Here is a 15,689-nt window from a genome sequence, read left to right as displayed (position 1 = left end):
ACAAGCGCCGCTTCCTTGCAAAAAACGGCATATGAATGCAAAATAGCCACGCTGTTCGTATCTGCCGCCTGGCTCTGAAACAGGCCGCCACACCTCCTCATTCGTGAGACCAAGATGAAACATAACGACAAGCAAGAAAAACTGGCCAAGGCCTTTAAAGCCTTGCTGAAAGAAGAGCGCTTTGGCTCCCAGGCAGAAATCGTCACTGCCCTGCAAGAACTGGGCTTCGAAAACATCAACCAGTCCAAGGTATCGCGCATGCTGAGCCGCTTCGGCGCCGTTCGCACCCGCAATGCCAAGATGGAGATGGTCTACTGCCTGCCGGTGGAGCTGGGAGTGCCCACCACCTCCAGCCCGCTCAAGAATCTGGTACTGGACGTCGATCACAACGGCGCACTGGTGGTGATCCACACCAGCCCGGGCGCAGCCCAGCTGATCGCCCGCCTGCTCGATTCCCTCGGCAAGGCAGAGGGGATCCTCGGCACCATCGCCGGTGATGACACCATCTTCATCACCCCGACCAGCGACACCGATATCGAAGAGCTCTACCTCTCCGCCCTCGAGCTGTTCGAACAGACCCCGTAATGGCCGCTACCGCATCATAGCGGTCACGCCAGAACGAAAAATCCCGGCCAAGGCCGGGATTTTTGTTTTCTGAGTCTTCGTCAGGCGGGCTTATTTGCCCTGCGCCATCAGAAAACCTTCAGATGGGGCGAAGAAGGCCGCACCGGTCACTGCCTTGGTGAAGCGCAGCAGGTGATCAAAGTGGCTGCCCTCGCCTTTGTACATGCTGGCCAGCATGGCGTTGAAGTGCTGCGGTGTGCGGCAGCAGGAGATGAAGTAGAGTCCCTGCTCGGTCATGGTGCCCCAGGGCATGCTCTGGCGCAGGATCTCCATGGACTCCCCTTTCGGGGTTTTGAGGTTGACCCGCTTGATGTGGGCGGTCAGCGGCTTGGCGGCAGACTCATACTCGATATTGTCGGGCTTGGTGCGACCGATAATGTCTTCCTGCTCTTTCTGCGCCAGCTTCTCCCAGTCGCTCATGGCGTGGACCCAGCGCTGGACGTGAATGTAGGAGCCACCGGCAAACTCGCCATCAGCCAGCAGCGCCACTTCGGCACGGTGTTCATCCTGCGGGTTCTCGGTGCCATCTACGAAACCGGTCAGATCGCGGCAATCCAGATTGCGGAAACCGCGCACCTCTTCGGCCAGCTCTACCAGTCCGGCCAGCAGTGCCATCACACGGTGACCGGCATGGTGCAGCACATCCACCCGATCGGCGCGCAGCTGAATAAAGAGATCAAACGGGGTGTTGGGCGCTTCCTGACCGTTGGCGGATTGCGCCATAAAGCTGCGGAACTGGGGCGGACGGGCGGCAGGATAGAGACCATCCCAGGCATCGGCGCCAACGGCAACCAGACCGCTGAAACCGGCATCGGGGAAATCGGCAGCCACCGCTTGCCACAGGGCGGGCAGTTTGGCCAGACGGCCGACCAGTTCGGCGGCATCACCGGTACGATTGAACATCAGATAGAGGGCGTGCAGATTCGGCTCTGCGCAGATCCCGGCTTGGGCTTTCATATATCTCTCCCCTGAGTAGGCGTTAGCGTTACGGGCTATTTGCGTTGCGCGATTATAAACCAGAGTGGATCCAGTTCTTTGATTTCACGACGATATCACGCGTTCAGGGCAAAGGGTCAAACAACACCAGCCCATGGGGGGAAACCTTGATCCGTGCCCGCATCCCATCAAGAGGCTCGCCAATGCTCGCCTCCAGCTGCAGATCGCCACACTCGAACAGCACCCGGCAGTGGTGGCCGAGGAACTGCTGCTCCACCACCTTGAGCTCCCCATCTACGGCGCTCTCCAGCAGCAGTTGCTGAGGTCTGAGCATCAGCTGCAACTGCTCACCCACTGCGCGGCCATGAGGCTCACTGCCACAGATGACCCCGAGCGCCGTCCGCACGCAGTGGCTGTCCACCACCTCGGCGGCCAGATAGTTGACCCCGCCGAGAAACTCCGCCACGAAGCAGCTTTGCGGGCGGCGATAGAGCTGCTCCGGCTGGCCCACCTGCTCGATGTGACCGGCGCGAAACAGCGCCAGCCGATCGGCGAAGGCGAACGCCTCCTCCTTGCTATGGCTGACGAAGATGGCGCCGATCCCCTGCTGCTTGAGTAGGGCGCGGATCTCGAGGATCAACTTCATCCGCACCTGGGTATCGATGTTGGAAAAAGGTTCATCCAGCAGCATCAGCCGCGGCTTGCACACCAGCGCCCGGGCGATGGCCACCCGCTGCTGCTGGCCACCGGAGAGCTGGTGTGGATAACGATCCCCCAGCCCCTGCAGATTGACCAGCGCCAGCGCCTCGTCCACCTGCTGCTGGCGGGCGCGGCGATCGAGTTTGGTCAGGCCAAAGCCGACGTTGTCAGCTACCGTCAGGTGGGGGAAGAGGGCGTAATCCTGAAAGATCATCCCGATATTGCGCGCCTCGGGCGGCACGCTGGCACCCGGCCCGTCGAGCAGGGTATCGCCGAGGCGGATCGAGCCCTCTGCCAACGGCAGCAGCCCGGCGATGGCCTTGAGCAACGTGGTTTTGCCGCAGCCACTTGCCCCCAGCAGGCAGACAATCTCGTTGTCTGCCACCGTCAGGGAGAGCTGCTCCAACACATTGCGGCCGTTGTAACGGCAGCTGACATTCTCAACCTGCAAACAGGACAAGGCTGACTTCCTCTCGTTTCTGGCGGCGCGCTGCCTTTCGGTTCAGCACACCGCATGCAATTTCATTGACCGACGCGGCGACTCAGTGGCCCGGTGTGTCCAGACTACGGTTGACCCAGATCAGCGGCAACAGCCCCACCAGCACGATGACGATGGCTCCCAGCGCACCGCGCTCCAGCATCTCATCCGAGACAAACTGGTAGACGTGGGTCGCCAGAGTATCGAAGTTGAACGGCCGCAGCAGCAGAGCGGCGGGCAGCTCCTTCATGGATTCGATGAATACCAGCATGGCACCGGCAAACAGACCGCGGCGCACCAGCGGCAGATGGACCCGGCGCAGCATGCCGCCATCCCCCTGCCCTAGGGAGCGGGCCGCCATGTCGAGGCTGGGGGAGATCTTGCCCATGCTGCTCTCCACCGAGCCGATGGCAATGGCCACGAAGCGCACCAGATAGCCGAACACGATGGCGGTGATGGTGCCGGTCAGCAACAAGCCTGGGCCCTGACGCCCGAGCCACTCGGCCAGATCGTTGATGGCAAAGTCGAGGGCGGTGAGCGGTACCAGCACCCCGATGGCGAGCACGGTGCCCGGCATGGCGTAGCCCATGGCGGCTATGCGTAGGGGCAACAAACTCTTTATCCCGCCATCGAGGCGACGGAAGAAGCCGAGCAGCAGGGCGATGCCCATCGCCAGCAGAGCGGTCAGCGCCGAGATAGCCAAGCTGTTGCCAGCAAAGCGGACAAACTCCGGCGTCCACGACAATTCGAAGTAGCGCACCCCGTAATCGAGCAGGATGACAAACGGCAGGCCGAAACCGGCCAGCACCAGCCCCCAGCACCAGAGAGCGGCCAGAGCGCGACTCATCCCCTTAAGCGGATAGCGCAGCGGCTGCTCATGGCCCATGGACTTCTGGAACACCTGCTGCCGACTGCGCGAGCGGCGCTCCAGCGCGATCAGCAGCACCACAGCCAGCAGCATCAAGCAGGAGAGTTTCGCCGCGGTGGCCAGACTACCGTAGCCGAGCCAGGTGTCATAGACCGCCGTGGTCAGGGTGTTGATGGCAAAGAAGTGGACGGTGGCAAAATCTGCCAGCGTCTCCATGGCCACCAGCGATACCGCCACCATGATGGCGGGGCGCGCCAGCGGCAGACTGAGGCGACGAAAGCTCTGCCACGGGGTGCAGCCGAGCAGGCGGCTGGAGTGGATCAGGCTGACTGACTGCTCGAGAAAAGAGGCGCGGGTCAGAAGATAGACATAAGGGAACAGCACCAGCGCCAGCACCCAGGCGGCGCCGCCAAGGGAGCGAATGGCCGGAAACCAGTAATCGGCCGGGCTGTTCCAGCCAAAGAGTGCTCGCAACCCGGCCTGCAGCGGGCCCGAGTAGTCGAGCAGGTCGGTATAGACGTAGGCGACGATATAGGAGGGCATGGCCATTGGCAGCATCAAGGCCCACTGCAGGGCACGGCGCCCCGGCACCTGACACATGGCCACCAGCCAGGCGGTGGGCACGCCAAACAGCAGGCTGAGCAGCACCACGCCGACCACCAGCCCCAGGGTATTGCCCAGATAATCGAGCAGCACGGTATCGGCGAGGTGGCGAAACAGCGCCCCCTCAGCCGAGAAGGCAGAGAAAAGCAGGGCTATAACCGGTAAACCCAGCAGCAGGGCGATGGCCCAGCTGCCGGTCATCCATCCAAAATTTTTCATGAGACCACAGATGTTGATGGGGCCGTTGGCCCCATCTGATTACAAGTCGAACTTCACTTCATCCAGCAACTGCAAGGCGTCCTTGCGGTGCTGGGCGTAATCGCTGACCGGTAGTGGGTCAGACTTGAAACTGCCCCAGGACTTGACCATGGCGGAAGGCTCGACCCCAGCCTTGACCGGATATTCGGCATTCACGTCCGCATACATGTGCTGGGCGGTGTCACCTGCCAGAAACTCCATCAGCTTCTGGGCCTCTGCCTTGTTCTTGGCATACTTGGTCATGGCCACGCCACTCACGTTGACGTGGGCACCGCGGTCAGCCTGGTTCGGGAAGTTGATATAGACCGCATCCGCCCAGGACTTCTGCGCAGGATCTTTCAACATGGCGCCCAGATAGTAGCTGTTGCCGAGTGACACGTCACAGATACCATCCTTGATCGCCTTGACCTGATCCCGGTCGTTGCCCTGCGGCTTGCGCGCCAGGTTGGCCTTGACCCCTTCCAGCCAAGTTTTGGTCTCGGCCATGCCGTGATGGGCAATCATGGAGGAGACCAGCGCCACATTGTACTCATGCTTGCCGCTGCGGGTGCAGATTTTCCCTTTGAATTCCGGTTTGGCCAGATCTTCGTAGCTGATGGTATCGAGCTTGCCGAGGCGCTCCTTGCTGGAGTAGATGGCGCGAACCCGGGTGGTCAGGGCGAACCAGCGATTCTCCGGATCACGATAGATGGCGGGGATGTTCTCCTGCAGGATCTTGCTGTCTACCGGCTGCACCAGCCCCTTGTCCACCAGATCGGTCAGACGGCTGATATCGACAGTCAGCATCAGGTCGGCCGGAGAGAGCTTGCCTTCCCGCTCCAGACGCTCGTTCAATCCCTCTTTGGCGAACACCACGTTCACCTTGATGCCAGATTCCTTCTCGAACTGCTGGATGATGGGCTTGATCAGCTCATCCTGCCGGTTGGAGTAGACATTCACTTCCCCGGCCGCCAATGCCGACTGAGCTGCCAACGCAGAGAAAGCCAGTGCCAACATCTTCATTTTCATCATCCATTCCTTGATTAGCTATACAGAGTGATAACGATTTCCGTTTGCATTCTGCATACATCTTATAAGCGGATCAAGAAAGCTCGCCGTCGCCACATCACATATTTAATCGCCCATAAATGAAAAGGGCCGGATGGAATCCCATCTGGCCTCTTCTGAGCAAAACGTTGTGTTGATCAGGCTTCAATAAGAGCTCACGCCATCGGGAATTCCCGACATCGGGAGGTCAACAAATCTGTACGTCACGGATGCGGTTCATCACAGCGCCTCGTCGTCACTCTCGCCGGTGCGGATGCGCACCGCTTGCAGCAAGTCGTAGACAAAAATCTTGCCGTCGCCGATCTTGCCGGTATAGGCCGCCTTGCAGATCGCCTCGATCACCCCTTCCACGTTATCATCGGCGGTAGCAATCTCCAGCTTCACCTTCGGCAGGAAGTCGACTTGATACTCGGCTCCCCGGTATAATTCGGTGTGTCCCTTCTGGCGGCCAAATCCCTTGACCTCGGACACGGTCAGCCCTTCCACCCCCAGGTTGGCAATAGCCTCGCGGACATCGTCCAACTTGAACGGTTTGATAATCGCACTAATCAGCTTCATCTGGTTGCTCCCAATCCATGGTGTGTCATGAATCGGGTTTCAATTCTTGTGCCAAGTATTTTTATTGTTTTATTTCATATAGATAGAGTTTAATGCCTGCGCCATTCGTCAGGCACATCCCCATAACCGGCCAGCACGCCCCATAATGAGGCACCATGCTGCAGCGGTCAGCGGGTATGCACCAAACAAGAGCAAAACAGCATGTTAGTTATCTCCAACAGCGTCACGATTCCCTGGCATGAGCTGCAATTTCAGACCATGCGGGCACAGGGCAACGGCGGACAGCACGTCAACAAGACCGACTCCGCCGTCTGGTTGCGCTTCGATTACCGCAACTCTCCCAGCCTGACGCCCCTCTACAAGGAGGGTCTCGACAAGCTGAGCGATAGCCGGGTACACGATGGCTTTATCCTGATCCGGGTCGAGAGCCATCGCAGCCAGGACATGAATCGCAAGGAGGCGATGAGCCGTCTGGTGGAGTTGCTGAAGAAAGCAGCCTGGCGCCCCAAGGCTCGCCATGCCACCAAGCCGACCCGCAGCTCCCAGCGCAAACGGGTCGATGCCAAAAAGCGCAAGGGGGATATCAAGTCCGCCCGCGGCAAACCAGTTCTGGACTGAGCCAACCCCCAAAGGATGTCAGCCGATGAGATACAGTTTTTGCGACAGCGCCCGCGGCCCCCTGCTGGTCGCCATCGATCAGGATGGACTGCGCCACGTGGAGTTCATGCACGGGGAGCGACCAGTCATGCCGCAAGCTGACTGGCAACGGGATGACAAGGCGCTGGCGCCCTATCTTGCCCAGTTCACCGCCTATTTCACCGGAAAGTTGCAGCAGTTCGATCTGCCCATGGCAGCGAAGGGCACCCCGTTTCAGCAAACGGTATGGAACGCTTTGTGCGATATCCCCTATGGCGAGACCGTGAGCTATCTCGAGATTGCCCAGGCGATAGGCAATCCCAAGGCGGTGCGGGCTGTGGGCGCTGCCAATGGGCGCAATCCGCTGAGCATCATAGTACCCTGCCATCGGGTGATCGGACGCAGCGGCGATCTAACCGGCTATGCTGGCGGCATTCCCATCAAGCGCTGGTTGCTGGCACTGGAACAGGCAGGCACAACATTCGAGCTGGCCCCATGAGACAATGAGCGTCCCCGGAGAGGAACGGGACAATATCGCGACCAGAATGAAAAGGCTTTCAATCAGTGGCCACGCCTTGCTGACAAGATGAACAGAAGATGAAGAATCGCCTCAGAACTACTTCAGATTGAGCTTGGCATGATGGCTCCATACTTGAATGGCACGGCTCATTCGCTGATTCAAGTAGCACCCATGTGACGCTTCCAATCTGTCTTTTTCCCCGCGCCTCCTCTGAGGCGCTTTTTTTGTGGCAACACAACAGGCCACCCTCTGACTGAGTGACCTGAGCATCGCACGCTCTGCACCTCCACAAAGACAAGAGGCGAAGGATCCCCCTTGGCCTCTGGCGTTATCGCTGGCTACTCGCTCTGGGGCAGGAACTGCAGCTCTGGCGCAGAAGAGGTCAGCACATCGGCGCAGTAATCCCAAGTGGAGATGCGATAGTGCTGCAGATCTTCATCCAGATGCAGGCCGTCCGACTCCTGATGGAACCAGCTGGCAAAACGGGATGGAGTGATGAGCTGGATCTGCTCTTCGATGGCGTGGCTATCCTTCCCCTCAGCCAGATCGCAATCCTCGATGACCCGCAGGGCATAAATATGGCGAAAATAGACCCTGCAGAGGATTTGCGGGGGTAGATCGATGCTGCGCGCCCGCCCCAGCATGATGGTCAGGGAGTCGCTCCAGAGATCCTGATGCAACTCGGCCACAACCAGACCGGGCGGGAGCTGGCGGGACGGAGCCCAAGGGACGGCAACCTGCCGAATGGCATTTTTCTGTTCCATATTCACCTCACGACAACTCGCTCCCTGTCTTGAGTCTATCTGAACCACATAGTCCCGGCGAAGGCAATCGATGGACAATAAAAACGGCAATAAAAAAGCCGACGTATCAAACGTCGGCGAATAAAAAGTGCTTACAACAGAGGATTCAAATATTCAGACCCGCGGGTCGAAAGATTGGTTCCCTCTTTTTGTAATTAATTTTCGGCGCGTTTAAACATCAGGGTATTGGCGTCCGACTCTTCCGGCACAAAGTAGTAGCCCTCGGCGTTGAAACCGGTCAGCTGCTCCACCTCGGTCAGACGGTGCTTGATGATGTGGCGAGCCATCATGCCGCGCGCCTTCTTGGCGTAGAAGCTGATGATCTTGAACTGGCCGTTCTTCTCATCCTTGAACACCGGTGTGACAATCCGCCCTTTCAGGCTCTTGGGTCGTACCGACTTGAAATACTCGTCGGAGGCCAGATTGATCAGCACTTCATCCCCCTGCGCAGCCAGCGCGTCATTGAGATGGTGAGTGATCACCTCCCCCCAGAACTGGTAGAGATCCTTGCCGCGACTATTGTTGAGCCTGGTCCCCATCTCCAGTCGATAGGGCATCATCAGGTCGAGGGGGCGAAGCACGCCGTAGAGGCCGGAGAGCATCCGCAGGTGTGCCTGAGCGAAGTCAAAATCGGCCTCGCTAAAATCCTCCACCGCCAAACCGGTGTAGACATCCCCCTTGAAAGCCAGCAGCGCCTGACGGGCATTGGCGGGGGTGAAATCTGGCTGCCACTCGGCAAAACGGGCGGCATTGAGACCGGCCAGCTTGTCGCTGATCTTCATCAGAGTGGCGATCTGGTCAGGGCTCAGTTGGCGGGCCCGGCGAATCAGTTCGGCGGAGTGATCCAGCAGCTCGGGTTGGGTGAAACGGGGGGTCACCAGCGGTGACTCGTAATCCAGCGTCTTGGCCGGGGAAACCACAATCAGCATAACGTTCCTTTCTGGCGAGGGGCCGAACAGCGGATCGGCCCCATGTTTCATTCATCCAGCGTCACATTTTCCAGTGTGCCGGACCCCAGCTGCTCGCGACCGGAGAGCTTGATCAGCAGCCGCAGGTCGTTGGCCGAGTCGGCATGGGCGAGGGCCTCACTGTAGCCAATCTGGCCGGCGCAGAACAGGCTGAAAAGCGCCTGATCGAAGGTCTGCATGCCCAGTTCGGCAGATTTGGTCATCACCTCCTTGAGACGGTGCATCTCTCCCTTGCGGATGATGTCGGTGATGAGCGGGGTATTGAGCAGGATCTCGAATGCCGCACTGCGCCGCAAACCATCGACACTCGGCACCAGTTGCTGGGCGACAATGGCTCTGAGGTTGAAGGAGAGATCGAACAGAAACTGGCGATGTTTCTCCTGCGGCACCAGATGGAGGATGCGATCCAGCGCCTGGTTGGCGTTGTTGGCATGCAAAGTGGCGAGACAGAGATGGCCAGTCTCGGCGAACTGAAGGGCAAACTCCATGGTCTCCTGACTTCGGATCTCGCCGATCAGGATCACGTCCGGTGCCTGACGCAGCGAGCTTTTCAGTGCTACATCGAACGACTCGGTGTCGATCCCCACCTCCCGCTGGGTCACCAGACTGCGACCATGCTGATGGACGAACTCCACCGGATCTTCCACCGTCAGAATATGACCATCGGCATGCTGGTTGCGATAGCCGATCATCGCCGCCTGGGTGGTCGATTTGCCCGCCCCGGTGGCGCCGACAAACAGCACCAGCCCCCGCTTGGCCATCGCCACCTCTTGCAGGATCTTGGGTAGCTGCAAATCTTCAAAGGTGGGAATGCGGGTCTCGATACGCCGCACCACCATGCCGGGCAGCTCCTGCTGCCAGAAGGCGCTGACCCGAAAACGGCCAAGCGCCTCGCGATAGATCGCGTAGTTGGCCTCCTTGGTGCGGATATAGCGCTCGAAGTGATCGCTGCTGAGGGTATCCCTGACCAGCGTCAGTGCCCCCTTCTTGTCGAGCGCCTCACCCCCCAGCGACACCAGATGGCCATTTACCTTGAGGGTGGGCGGCGAGCCCACCGTCACAAACAGATCCGATCCCTTTCGCTCGACCAGCTCGCTCAGCAGATCATCCAGATTCATCATCTATCCCTCCCTGGGTGCGAGTCTCTTAAATGCTGTTGGGATCCACGGCCTTGGCCTTGGCATCAAGGGATGCCACCACGCCACGACTAACCAGCTGCTTGAGGCTCTGATCCATGGTCTGCATGCCGTGGGTCATCCCGGTCTGGATCACCGAGTAGAGCTGGGCAATCTTGTCCTCGCGGATCAGGTTACGCACCGCCGGAATGCCCATCATGATCTCGTGAGCCGCCACCCGACCGCCACCGATACGCTTGAGCAGGGTCTGGGAGATAACCGCCCGCAGGGATTCGGAGAGCATGGAGCGCACCATGTCCTTCTCCGCGCCGGGGAAGACGTCGATGATACGGTCGATGGTCTTGGCCGCCGACGAGGTGTGCAGGGTGCCAAACACCAGGTGGCCGGTTTCGGCGGCAGTCATGGCCAGACGAATGGTCTCAAGGTCGCGCATTTCGCCCACCAGAATGATGTCCGGGTCTTCCCGCAGTGCCGAGCGCAGGGCGTTGCTGAAGCTCTTGGTATCCCGGTGCACTTCCCGCTGGTTCACCAGACAGCGCTTGTTCTCGTGGACGAATTCGATGGGGTCCTCGATGGTGAGGATGTGGTGATGGAAGTTCTCGTTGATGTAGTTGACCATGGCCGCCAGGGTGGTCGACTTACCGGAACCGGTCGGGCCGGTCACCAGTACCAGACCCCGCGGGAACTCGGCGATCTTGCGGAAGATCTCCGGCGCATCGAGATCCTCGAGGCTCAGCACAGTGCTGGGGATGGTACGAAATACCGCGCCCGAGCCGCGCGCCTGCTGGAAGGCGTTGACCCGGAAACGGGCCAGATTGGGCACCTCGAACGAGAAGTCGACCTCGAAGTTCTCTTCCAGCTCCTTGCGCTGATAGTCGTTCATGATGTCGTAAATGAGGCCATGCACTTCCCGGTGTTCCAGGGCGGGCAAATTGATCTTGCGAACCTCACCATCAACCCTGATCATCGGGGGAACCCCGGCCGAGAGGTGTAGATCCGAGGCTTTATGCTTTACACTGAAAGCCAATAACTCTGTGATATCCATAGACTTGTCATTCTCCCATCACAAGATCACTAACGAAATATGAACCAGATTGCCCAGCACCTGTTTCAGGTAAAGGAACGTATTACCCAGGCCGCCGAACGGGCGAGCCGCAACCTGCAGCAGATCCGCCTGCTGGCCGTGAGCAAGACCAAGCCGGTCGAGGCCATCATGGCTGCCCATGCTGCAGGTCAGCGCTGCTTTGGCGAATCCTACGCACAGGAAGCAGCGGCCAAGATCGATACCCTGCGCCAGCAGCCGGAATATAGCGACATAGAGTGGCACTTTATCGGCCCTTTGCAATCGAACAAATCCAAGCTGGTCGCCGAACGATTTGACTGGGTGCAGAGCGTGGATCGGGACAAGCTGATCGACCGCCTCAACAACCAGCGCCCAACTACAATGGCACCGCTAAATGTTTGTCTGCAAATCAATATTAGCGGAGAGAGCAGCAAATCCGGAACGTCGGAACAAGAGATTTTCCGCCTTGCCGAGCTGGTCTATCAAAGTGAGCGACTGGTGCTGCGGGGGCTGATGGCCATTCCCGAACACACCAGCGACGAGGGCGTACTGGCCGCCCAAATGACCCGTATGCAGACTCTGTTCACCGAGCTTGCGCGACAATACCCCACGGTGGATACCCTCTCGATGGGGATGACCGAGGATCTTGAACTGGCGATCGCCCACGGCAGCACCATGGTGCGGGTCGGCACCGCCATCTTCGGCGCCCGTGACTACTCATAGGCAAGGCCCGCGGATAACCCATACGTCCGCCTCTTGCCGCGACTTCATCAACAGGAGCGTTTGATGGAACACCGAATTCTGGCGTCAGGTGGTGCAGGCAGCGCCAACCTCGCCGCGACCCCATATGCTACAGGAGCATCTGATGCAGCATAGAACGCTGGCCTTTATCGGCGCGGGCAACATGAGCCGCAGCATCATCGCCGGACTGGTCAAGTCGGGTTATCCCGCCGGGCAGATCACTGCTGCCAACCCCAGTCTGCCCAAGCTGGAGGCGCTGGCGAGCGACTACGGCATTCGCATCACCCAGAGTAATGCCGAGGCGGCCCGAGACGCCGAAGTGATCGTGCTGGCAGTCAAGCCGCAGCTGATGGCCGGCATGCTGGCAGCACTGGTTGAAGAGCTGGGCTCCCTTGAGGGCAAGCTGCTCATCTCCATCGCGGCCGGTATCAAGGTGGCGCGCCTTGGCGAGATGGCCGGTGGCCACGACCGCATCATCCGCACCATGCCCAATACCCCGGCCCTGCTGGGTCTGGGCATGACCGGTCTCTATGCACCCGAACATATTGCCGCCGCGGATCGCGACTTTGCCGAGCAGATGATGCAGGCGGTCGGCAAGACCCTCTGGGTGGAGCAGGAATCTGGCATCAACGGCGTCATCGCCGCGGCAGGCAGTGCTCCGGCCTACTTCTTCCTCTTTATGCAGGCGATCGCCGAAGAGGCCGAAGCGATGGGTTTCTCGCCCGATCAGGCACGCCTGCTGGTGCAGCAGACCGCGCTGGGCGCAGCCGCCATGGTGGAGCAGAACCCCGAGCTGGCGCTGCAAACCCTGCGTGAGCAGGTCACCAGCAAGGGCGGCACCACAGCCGAAGCCATCAAGACATTCCAGCAGCAGGGGCTGATGCCGCTGACTGCGCAAGCCATGCAGGCGGCCGTTGCTCGCGCCACCGAAATGGAAACCCTCTTCTAACAGGAGCCCAGATGAACACTGCTTACTTTCTGATTAACACCGTTTTCGATCTCTACCTGATGGTGATCCTGCTGCGCGTCTGGCTGCAGTGGGCCCGCGCCGACTTCTACAACCCGATGAGCCAGATGGTGGTCAAGCTAACCAATCCGCTGGTGATCCCGCTGCGCCGGGTGATCCCGGGCTTGGGCGGCATCGATCTCGCCTCCGTGGTGCTGGCGCTGGCCATCGCCTTCGCCAAGCTGGCCCTGCTCAAGAGCATGAACGTACTGCTGGCGGACTGGCTCAGCATCAGCCTGTTTGCCGCGCTGACCGTGCTGAAGAAAGCGGGCTCGATGATCTTCTGGGTACTGCTGATCCGCGCCATCCTGAGCTGGGTCAGCCAGGGCCGCAACCCCATCGAATACGTGATGCATCAGCTGACCGAACCATTCCTCGCCCCTATCCGCCGCGTACTGCCGGCACTGGGCGGACTGGATCTCTCGGTGCTGGTCGCCTTTATCGGCCTGCAAGCCATCAACTACCTGCTGGGTGACCTGTTCGGCCAGCTGTGGTGGATGATTTGATGCCAGCCGTCCTGCAACAAGGGGATGAACTGGTACTGCATCTGGTGATCCAGCCCAAGGCGAGTCGGGATCAGATCATCGGATTGCATGGCGAAGAGCTGAAAGTGGCCATCACGGCGCCGCCCGTCGATGGCCAGGCCAACAGCCATCTGATCAAGTTTCTGGCCAAGCAGTTCAAAGTGGCCAAGGGCCAGGTAACCATAGTGCGGGGCGAGCTGGGGCGACACAAAACCGTTGCCATAGACAGCCCCAAACAGTTGCCGCAAGAAGTGAGTGCACTGCTGAATGACACGCAAGGCTGAATGCATCGGCCTGCGCCAACCGTAGATATGAGAGGGATGACAGATGAAAACAGCCTGGATGAGTGGCCTGCTGGCACTGCTGATGACCCTGCCGCTCAAGGCAGAACAGATGAAGGAGCTGGGGCCCTGGTTGGTGCACTACAACGCCTTCAACTCCAGCTTCCTCACACCAGAGGTCGCCAAGGCGTATGGACTTGAGCGCAGCCGCTACAACGCCATCATCAATATCGCGGTACAGGACAAGCAGAAAGTGGCGCAAGCCGTGGGGATCACCGGTGAGGCCAAGAACCTGACCGGTACCATCCGCCCCCTGAACTTTCAGGAGGTAAAAGAGGGCGACGCCATCTACTATCTGGCGACCCTCCCCTACCGCAACGAAGATACCTATCAGTTCACCCTCAAGATCATGGGCGGTGGGCAGCAACAGAACCTCAGCTTCCAGCAGACCTTCTACGTCGACTGAGCACCAACAAGAAGCCCCGACCAAAGCCGGGGCTTCATTTTATCCATATTACAAGGGCGCCATCAGGGCGCCCTTGTTACATCTATTCCGTACCGCCGCGGTTACAGGGCGAGGAACAGACCGGCCAGACAGGCGCTCATCAGGTTCGCCAGCACGCCGGAGAGAATGGCGCGCATGCCGTAACGGGCGATGAAGGATTTGCGCTCCGGCACCATGGAGCCCAGACCGCCGATCAGGATCGCCATGGAGGAGATGTTGGCAAAGCCGCACAGGGCGAAGGTCACGATGGCCTTGCTCGACTCGCTCAGGGTCTGATCCTGCACCAGACCGATAAAGGCGACGAACTCGTTGACCACGATCTTGGTACCGATCAGAGCGCCAGCAGCTTGTGCCTGATCCCAGGGCACACCGATCAGCCAGGAGACGGGGGCAAACAGCCAGCCCAGAATGATCTGGAAGCTCAGATCCAGCCCTACCAGACCGCCAGCCCAGCCGAGCAGGCCATTGAGCATGGCGATCACACCAACGAAGGCCAGCAGGGTGGCACCGACCGCCACCGCAATATTGAGGCCAGACATGGCACCATCGGCCGCCGCTTCAATCACGTTGGTGGCGCGGGGGATCTCTACATCCTGATGGTGATCGACCTCTTCAGCTCCCGGCGGCACCAGGATTTTGGCCATCGCCAGACCGGCAGGGGCCGACATGAAGGCTGCCGCGATCAGGTATTTCAGCTCAACCCCGAGGCTGGCATAGCCCACCAGGGTGCCACCGGCGACGGAGGCGAGACCACAGCTCATCACAGCGAAGAACTGGGAATCGGACATCTTGGAGAGGTAGGGTTTGACCACCAGCGGCGCTTCCACCATGCCGACGAAGATGTTGGCAGTGGCGGAGAGGCTCTCGGCACGGCCGGTGCCCAGCAATTTCTGCAAGCCACCACCCAGCAGGGCGATCACCCGCGGCATGATGCCGATGTGGTAGAGGATGGCGATCACCGCAGAGAAGAAGATGATGACCGGCAACACGTTGAAGGCAAAGATGAAGCCCAGCTTGAACTTGGCCAGATCACCGAACAGGAAGGCGATCCCCTCCTGACCATAACCGATCACGCTGCTTACGCTCTCGCTGACCCCGTTCAGCACGTGCTGACCGGCAGGCAACCAGAGCACCAGACCGGCAAACATGACTTGCAGACAGAGGGCAAGACCAACTGTTCGCAACGGGATACGACGACGATTATCAGAGCAGATGACGGCAAGCGCCAGGATACTCAGGATGCCGAGCAGGGCAATCATAGGGACTCCATCAGGTGGGGCAAAAGATGGGCGCGGATTCTGCGCCTCTCCCCCCGTCACTGCAAGTCCGCTTGGTTACAACCCTGTTAGAAAAAACGTTTGCACGATATCGGTTGCGCCAACTGGCTGATTTGGTTCGATTTTAGTATCAGGAGAAATCGAGAGTTCTTATATGG

At 59.5% G+C, this 15,689-nt stretch carries 18 protein-coding genes; 8 read left to right on the top strand and 10 right to left on the bottom strand.

Features of this window, described 5'->3' with window-relative positions; all coding sequences use genetic code 11:
- Positions 1 to 114: 114 nt before the first annotated feature.
- Positions 115 to 585, top strand: coding sequence for a transcriptional regulator ArgR (gene argR / locus G5154_RS09950; RefSeq protein WP_005340378.1), 471 nt, complete (start codon positions 115 to 117; stop codon positions 583 to 585).
- A gap of 90 nt (positions 586 to 675) precedes the next feature.
- Here the strand turns inward: argR and G5154_RS09945 are convergent, their stop codons facing one another.
- From G5154_RS09945 to glnK, 5 genes are all read right to left on the bottom strand, one after another.
- Entirely contained in the window at positions 676 to 1,581 is a 906-nt protein-coding gene (locus tag G5154_RS09945; protein ID WP_040067425.1) for a Dyp-type peroxidase, read from the bottom strand.
- Between the two features lie 103 nt (positions 1,582 to 1,684).
- A complete protein-coding gene (locus G5154_RS09940) occupies positions 1,685 to 2,719 on the bottom strand; it encodes an ABC transporter ATP-binding protein (RefSeq protein WP_421250754.1) in 1,035 nt (344 codons plus the stop codon).
- A gap of 82 nt (positions 2,720 to 2,801) precedes the next feature.
- On the bottom strand, positions 2,802 to 4,427 hold the full coding sequence (locus tag G5154_RS09935; RefSeq protein WP_421250753.1) for an ABC transporter permease: 1,626 nt from the start codon (positions 4,425 to 4,427) through the stop codon (positions 2,802 to 2,804).
- A 39-nt stretch (positions 4,428 to 4,466) separates the two neighbouring features.
- Positions 4,467 to 5,474 carry a Fe(3+) ABC transporter substrate-binding protein gene (locus tag G5154_RS09930; protein ID WP_257690845.1) on the bottom strand — a complete coding sequence of 336 codons (1,008 nt, stop codon included), beginning with the start codon at positions 5,472 to 5,474 and terminating at the stop codon, positions 4,467 to 4,469.
- A 258-nt stretch (positions 5,475 to 5,732) separates the two neighbouring features.
- Entirely contained in the window at positions 5,733 to 6,071 is a 339-nt protein-coding gene (glnK, locus tag G5154_RS09925) for a P-II family nitrogen regulator (RefSeq protein WP_005341406.1), read from the bottom strand.
- 201 nt (positions 6,072 to 6,272) lie between these two features.
- Between glnK and arfB the strand changes: the two genes are divergently transcribed.
- Both arfB and G5154_RS09915 read left to right on the top strand, forming a co-directional pair.
- The gene (arfB, locus tag G5154_RS09920) at positions 6,273 to 6,689 is read left to right on the top strand and encodes an alternative ribosome rescue aminoacyl-tRNA hydrolase ArfB (protein WP_021230947.1); all 417 of its coding nucleotides are present in this window, start codon (positions 6,273 to 6,275) and stop codon (positions 6,687 to 6,689) included.
- Positions 6,690 to 6,714: 25 nt separating this feature from the next.
- Entirely contained in the window at positions 6,715 to 7,206 is a 492-nt protein-coding gene (locus tag G5154_RS09915) for a methylated-DNA--[protein]-cysteine S-methyltransferase (RefSeq protein WP_216980070.1), read from the top strand.
- 359 nt (positions 7,207 to 7,565) lie between these two features.
- On the opposite strand, the gene G5154_RS09910 is transcribed toward G5154_RS09915, so the two are convergent.
- The 4 genes from G5154_RS09910 to tapT all read right to left on the bottom strand — a co-directional run bounded on the left by G5154_RS09910 (position 7,566) and on the right by tapT (position 11,179).
- Positions 7,566 to 7,991, bottom strand: coding sequence for a hypothetical protein (locus G5154_RS09910; protein WP_005340360.1), 426 nt, complete (start codon positions 7,989 to 7,991; stop codon positions 7,566 to 7,568).
- Between the two features lie 194 nt (positions 7,992 to 8,185).
- Positions 8,186 to 8,959 carry a peroxide stress protein YaaA gene (gene yaaA / locus G5154_RS09905; RefSeq protein ID WP_201937767.1) on the bottom strand — a complete coding sequence of 258 codons (774 nt, stop codon included), beginning with the start codon at positions 8,957 to 8,959 and terminating at the stop codon, positions 8,186 to 8,188.
- A gap of 47 nt (positions 8,960 to 9,006) precedes the next feature.
- The gene (gene tapU, locus G5154_RS09900; protein ID WP_201937783.1) at positions 9,007 to 10,116 is read right to left on the bottom strand and encodes a type IVa pilus ATPase TapU; all 1,110 of its coding nucleotides are present in this window, start codon (positions 10,114 to 10,116) and stop codon (positions 9,007 to 9,009) included.
- A gap of 28 nt (positions 10,117 to 10,144) precedes the next feature.
- Entirely contained in the window at positions 10,145 to 11,179 is a 1,035-nt protein-coding gene (gene tapT / locus G5154_RS09895) for a type IVa pilus ATPase TapT (protein WP_421250752.1), read from the bottom strand.
- Positions 11,180 to 11,218: 39 nt separating this feature from the next.
- On the opposite strand from tapT, the gene G5154_RS09890 reads away from it, so the two are divergent.
- The 5 genes from G5154_RS09890 (at position 11,219) to G5154_RS09870 (ending at position 14,215) form a co-directional block, all read left to right on the top strand.
- Positions 11,219 to 11,920 carry a YggS family pyridoxal phosphate-dependent enzyme gene (locus tag G5154_RS09890; RefSeq protein ID WP_421250751.1) on the top strand — a complete coding sequence of 234 codons (702 nt, stop codon included), beginning with the start codon at positions 11,219 to 11,221 and terminating at the stop codon, positions 11,918 to 11,920.
- Positions 11,921 to 12,062: 142 nt separating this feature from the next.
- Entirely contained in the window at positions 12,063 to 12,887 is an 825-nt protein-coding gene (gene proC, locus G5154_RS09885) for a pyrroline-5-carboxylate reductase (protein ID WP_421244053.1), read from the top strand.
- 11 nt (positions 12,888 to 12,898) lie between these two features.
- The gene (locus G5154_RS09880; RefSeq protein WP_047436998.1) at positions 12,899 to 13,450 is read left to right on the top strand and encodes a YggT family protein; all 552 of its coding nucleotides are present in this window, start codon (positions 12,899 to 12,901) and stop codon (positions 13,448 to 13,450) included.
- Positions 13,450 to 13,752 (top strand): DUF167 family protein YggU, encoded by a 303-nt coding sequence (gene yggU, locus G5154_RS09875; protein WP_021230942.1) that lies wholly within the window; start codon positions 13,450 to 13,452, stop codon positions 13,750 to 13,752. Before G5154_RS09880 ends, yggU begins: the two co-directional genes overlap by 1 nt.
- Before the next feature lie 43 nt (positions 13,753 to 13,795).
- The gene (locus G5154_RS09870; protein WP_331379216.1) at positions 13,796 to 14,215 is read left to right on the top strand and encodes a DUF4426 domain-containing protein; all 420 of its coding nucleotides are present in this window, start codon (positions 13,796 to 13,798) and stop codon (positions 14,213 to 14,215) included.
- A 101-nt stretch (positions 14,216 to 14,316) separates the two neighbouring features.
- Here G5154_RS09870 and G5154_RS09865 read toward each other — a convergent pair whose 3' ends face one another.
- Positions 14,317 to 15,513, bottom strand: coding sequence for a NupC/NupG family nucleoside CNT transporter (locus G5154_RS09865; RefSeq protein WP_005357935.1), 1,197 nt, complete (start codon positions 15,511 to 15,513; stop codon positions 14,317 to 14,319).
- Positions 15,514 to 15,689 lie beyond the last annotated feature (176 nt).

The sequence above is a fragment of the Aeromonas sp. 600527 genome, assembly GCF_049175415.1.
Lineage (GTDB): Bacteria > Pseudomonadota > Gammaproteobacteria > Enterobacterales > Aeromonadaceae > Aeromonas > Aeromonas veronii_A.
The sequence above is the reverse complement of the archived record's forward strand: the minus strand, read 5'-3'. Positions and strand labels throughout refer to the sequence as shown.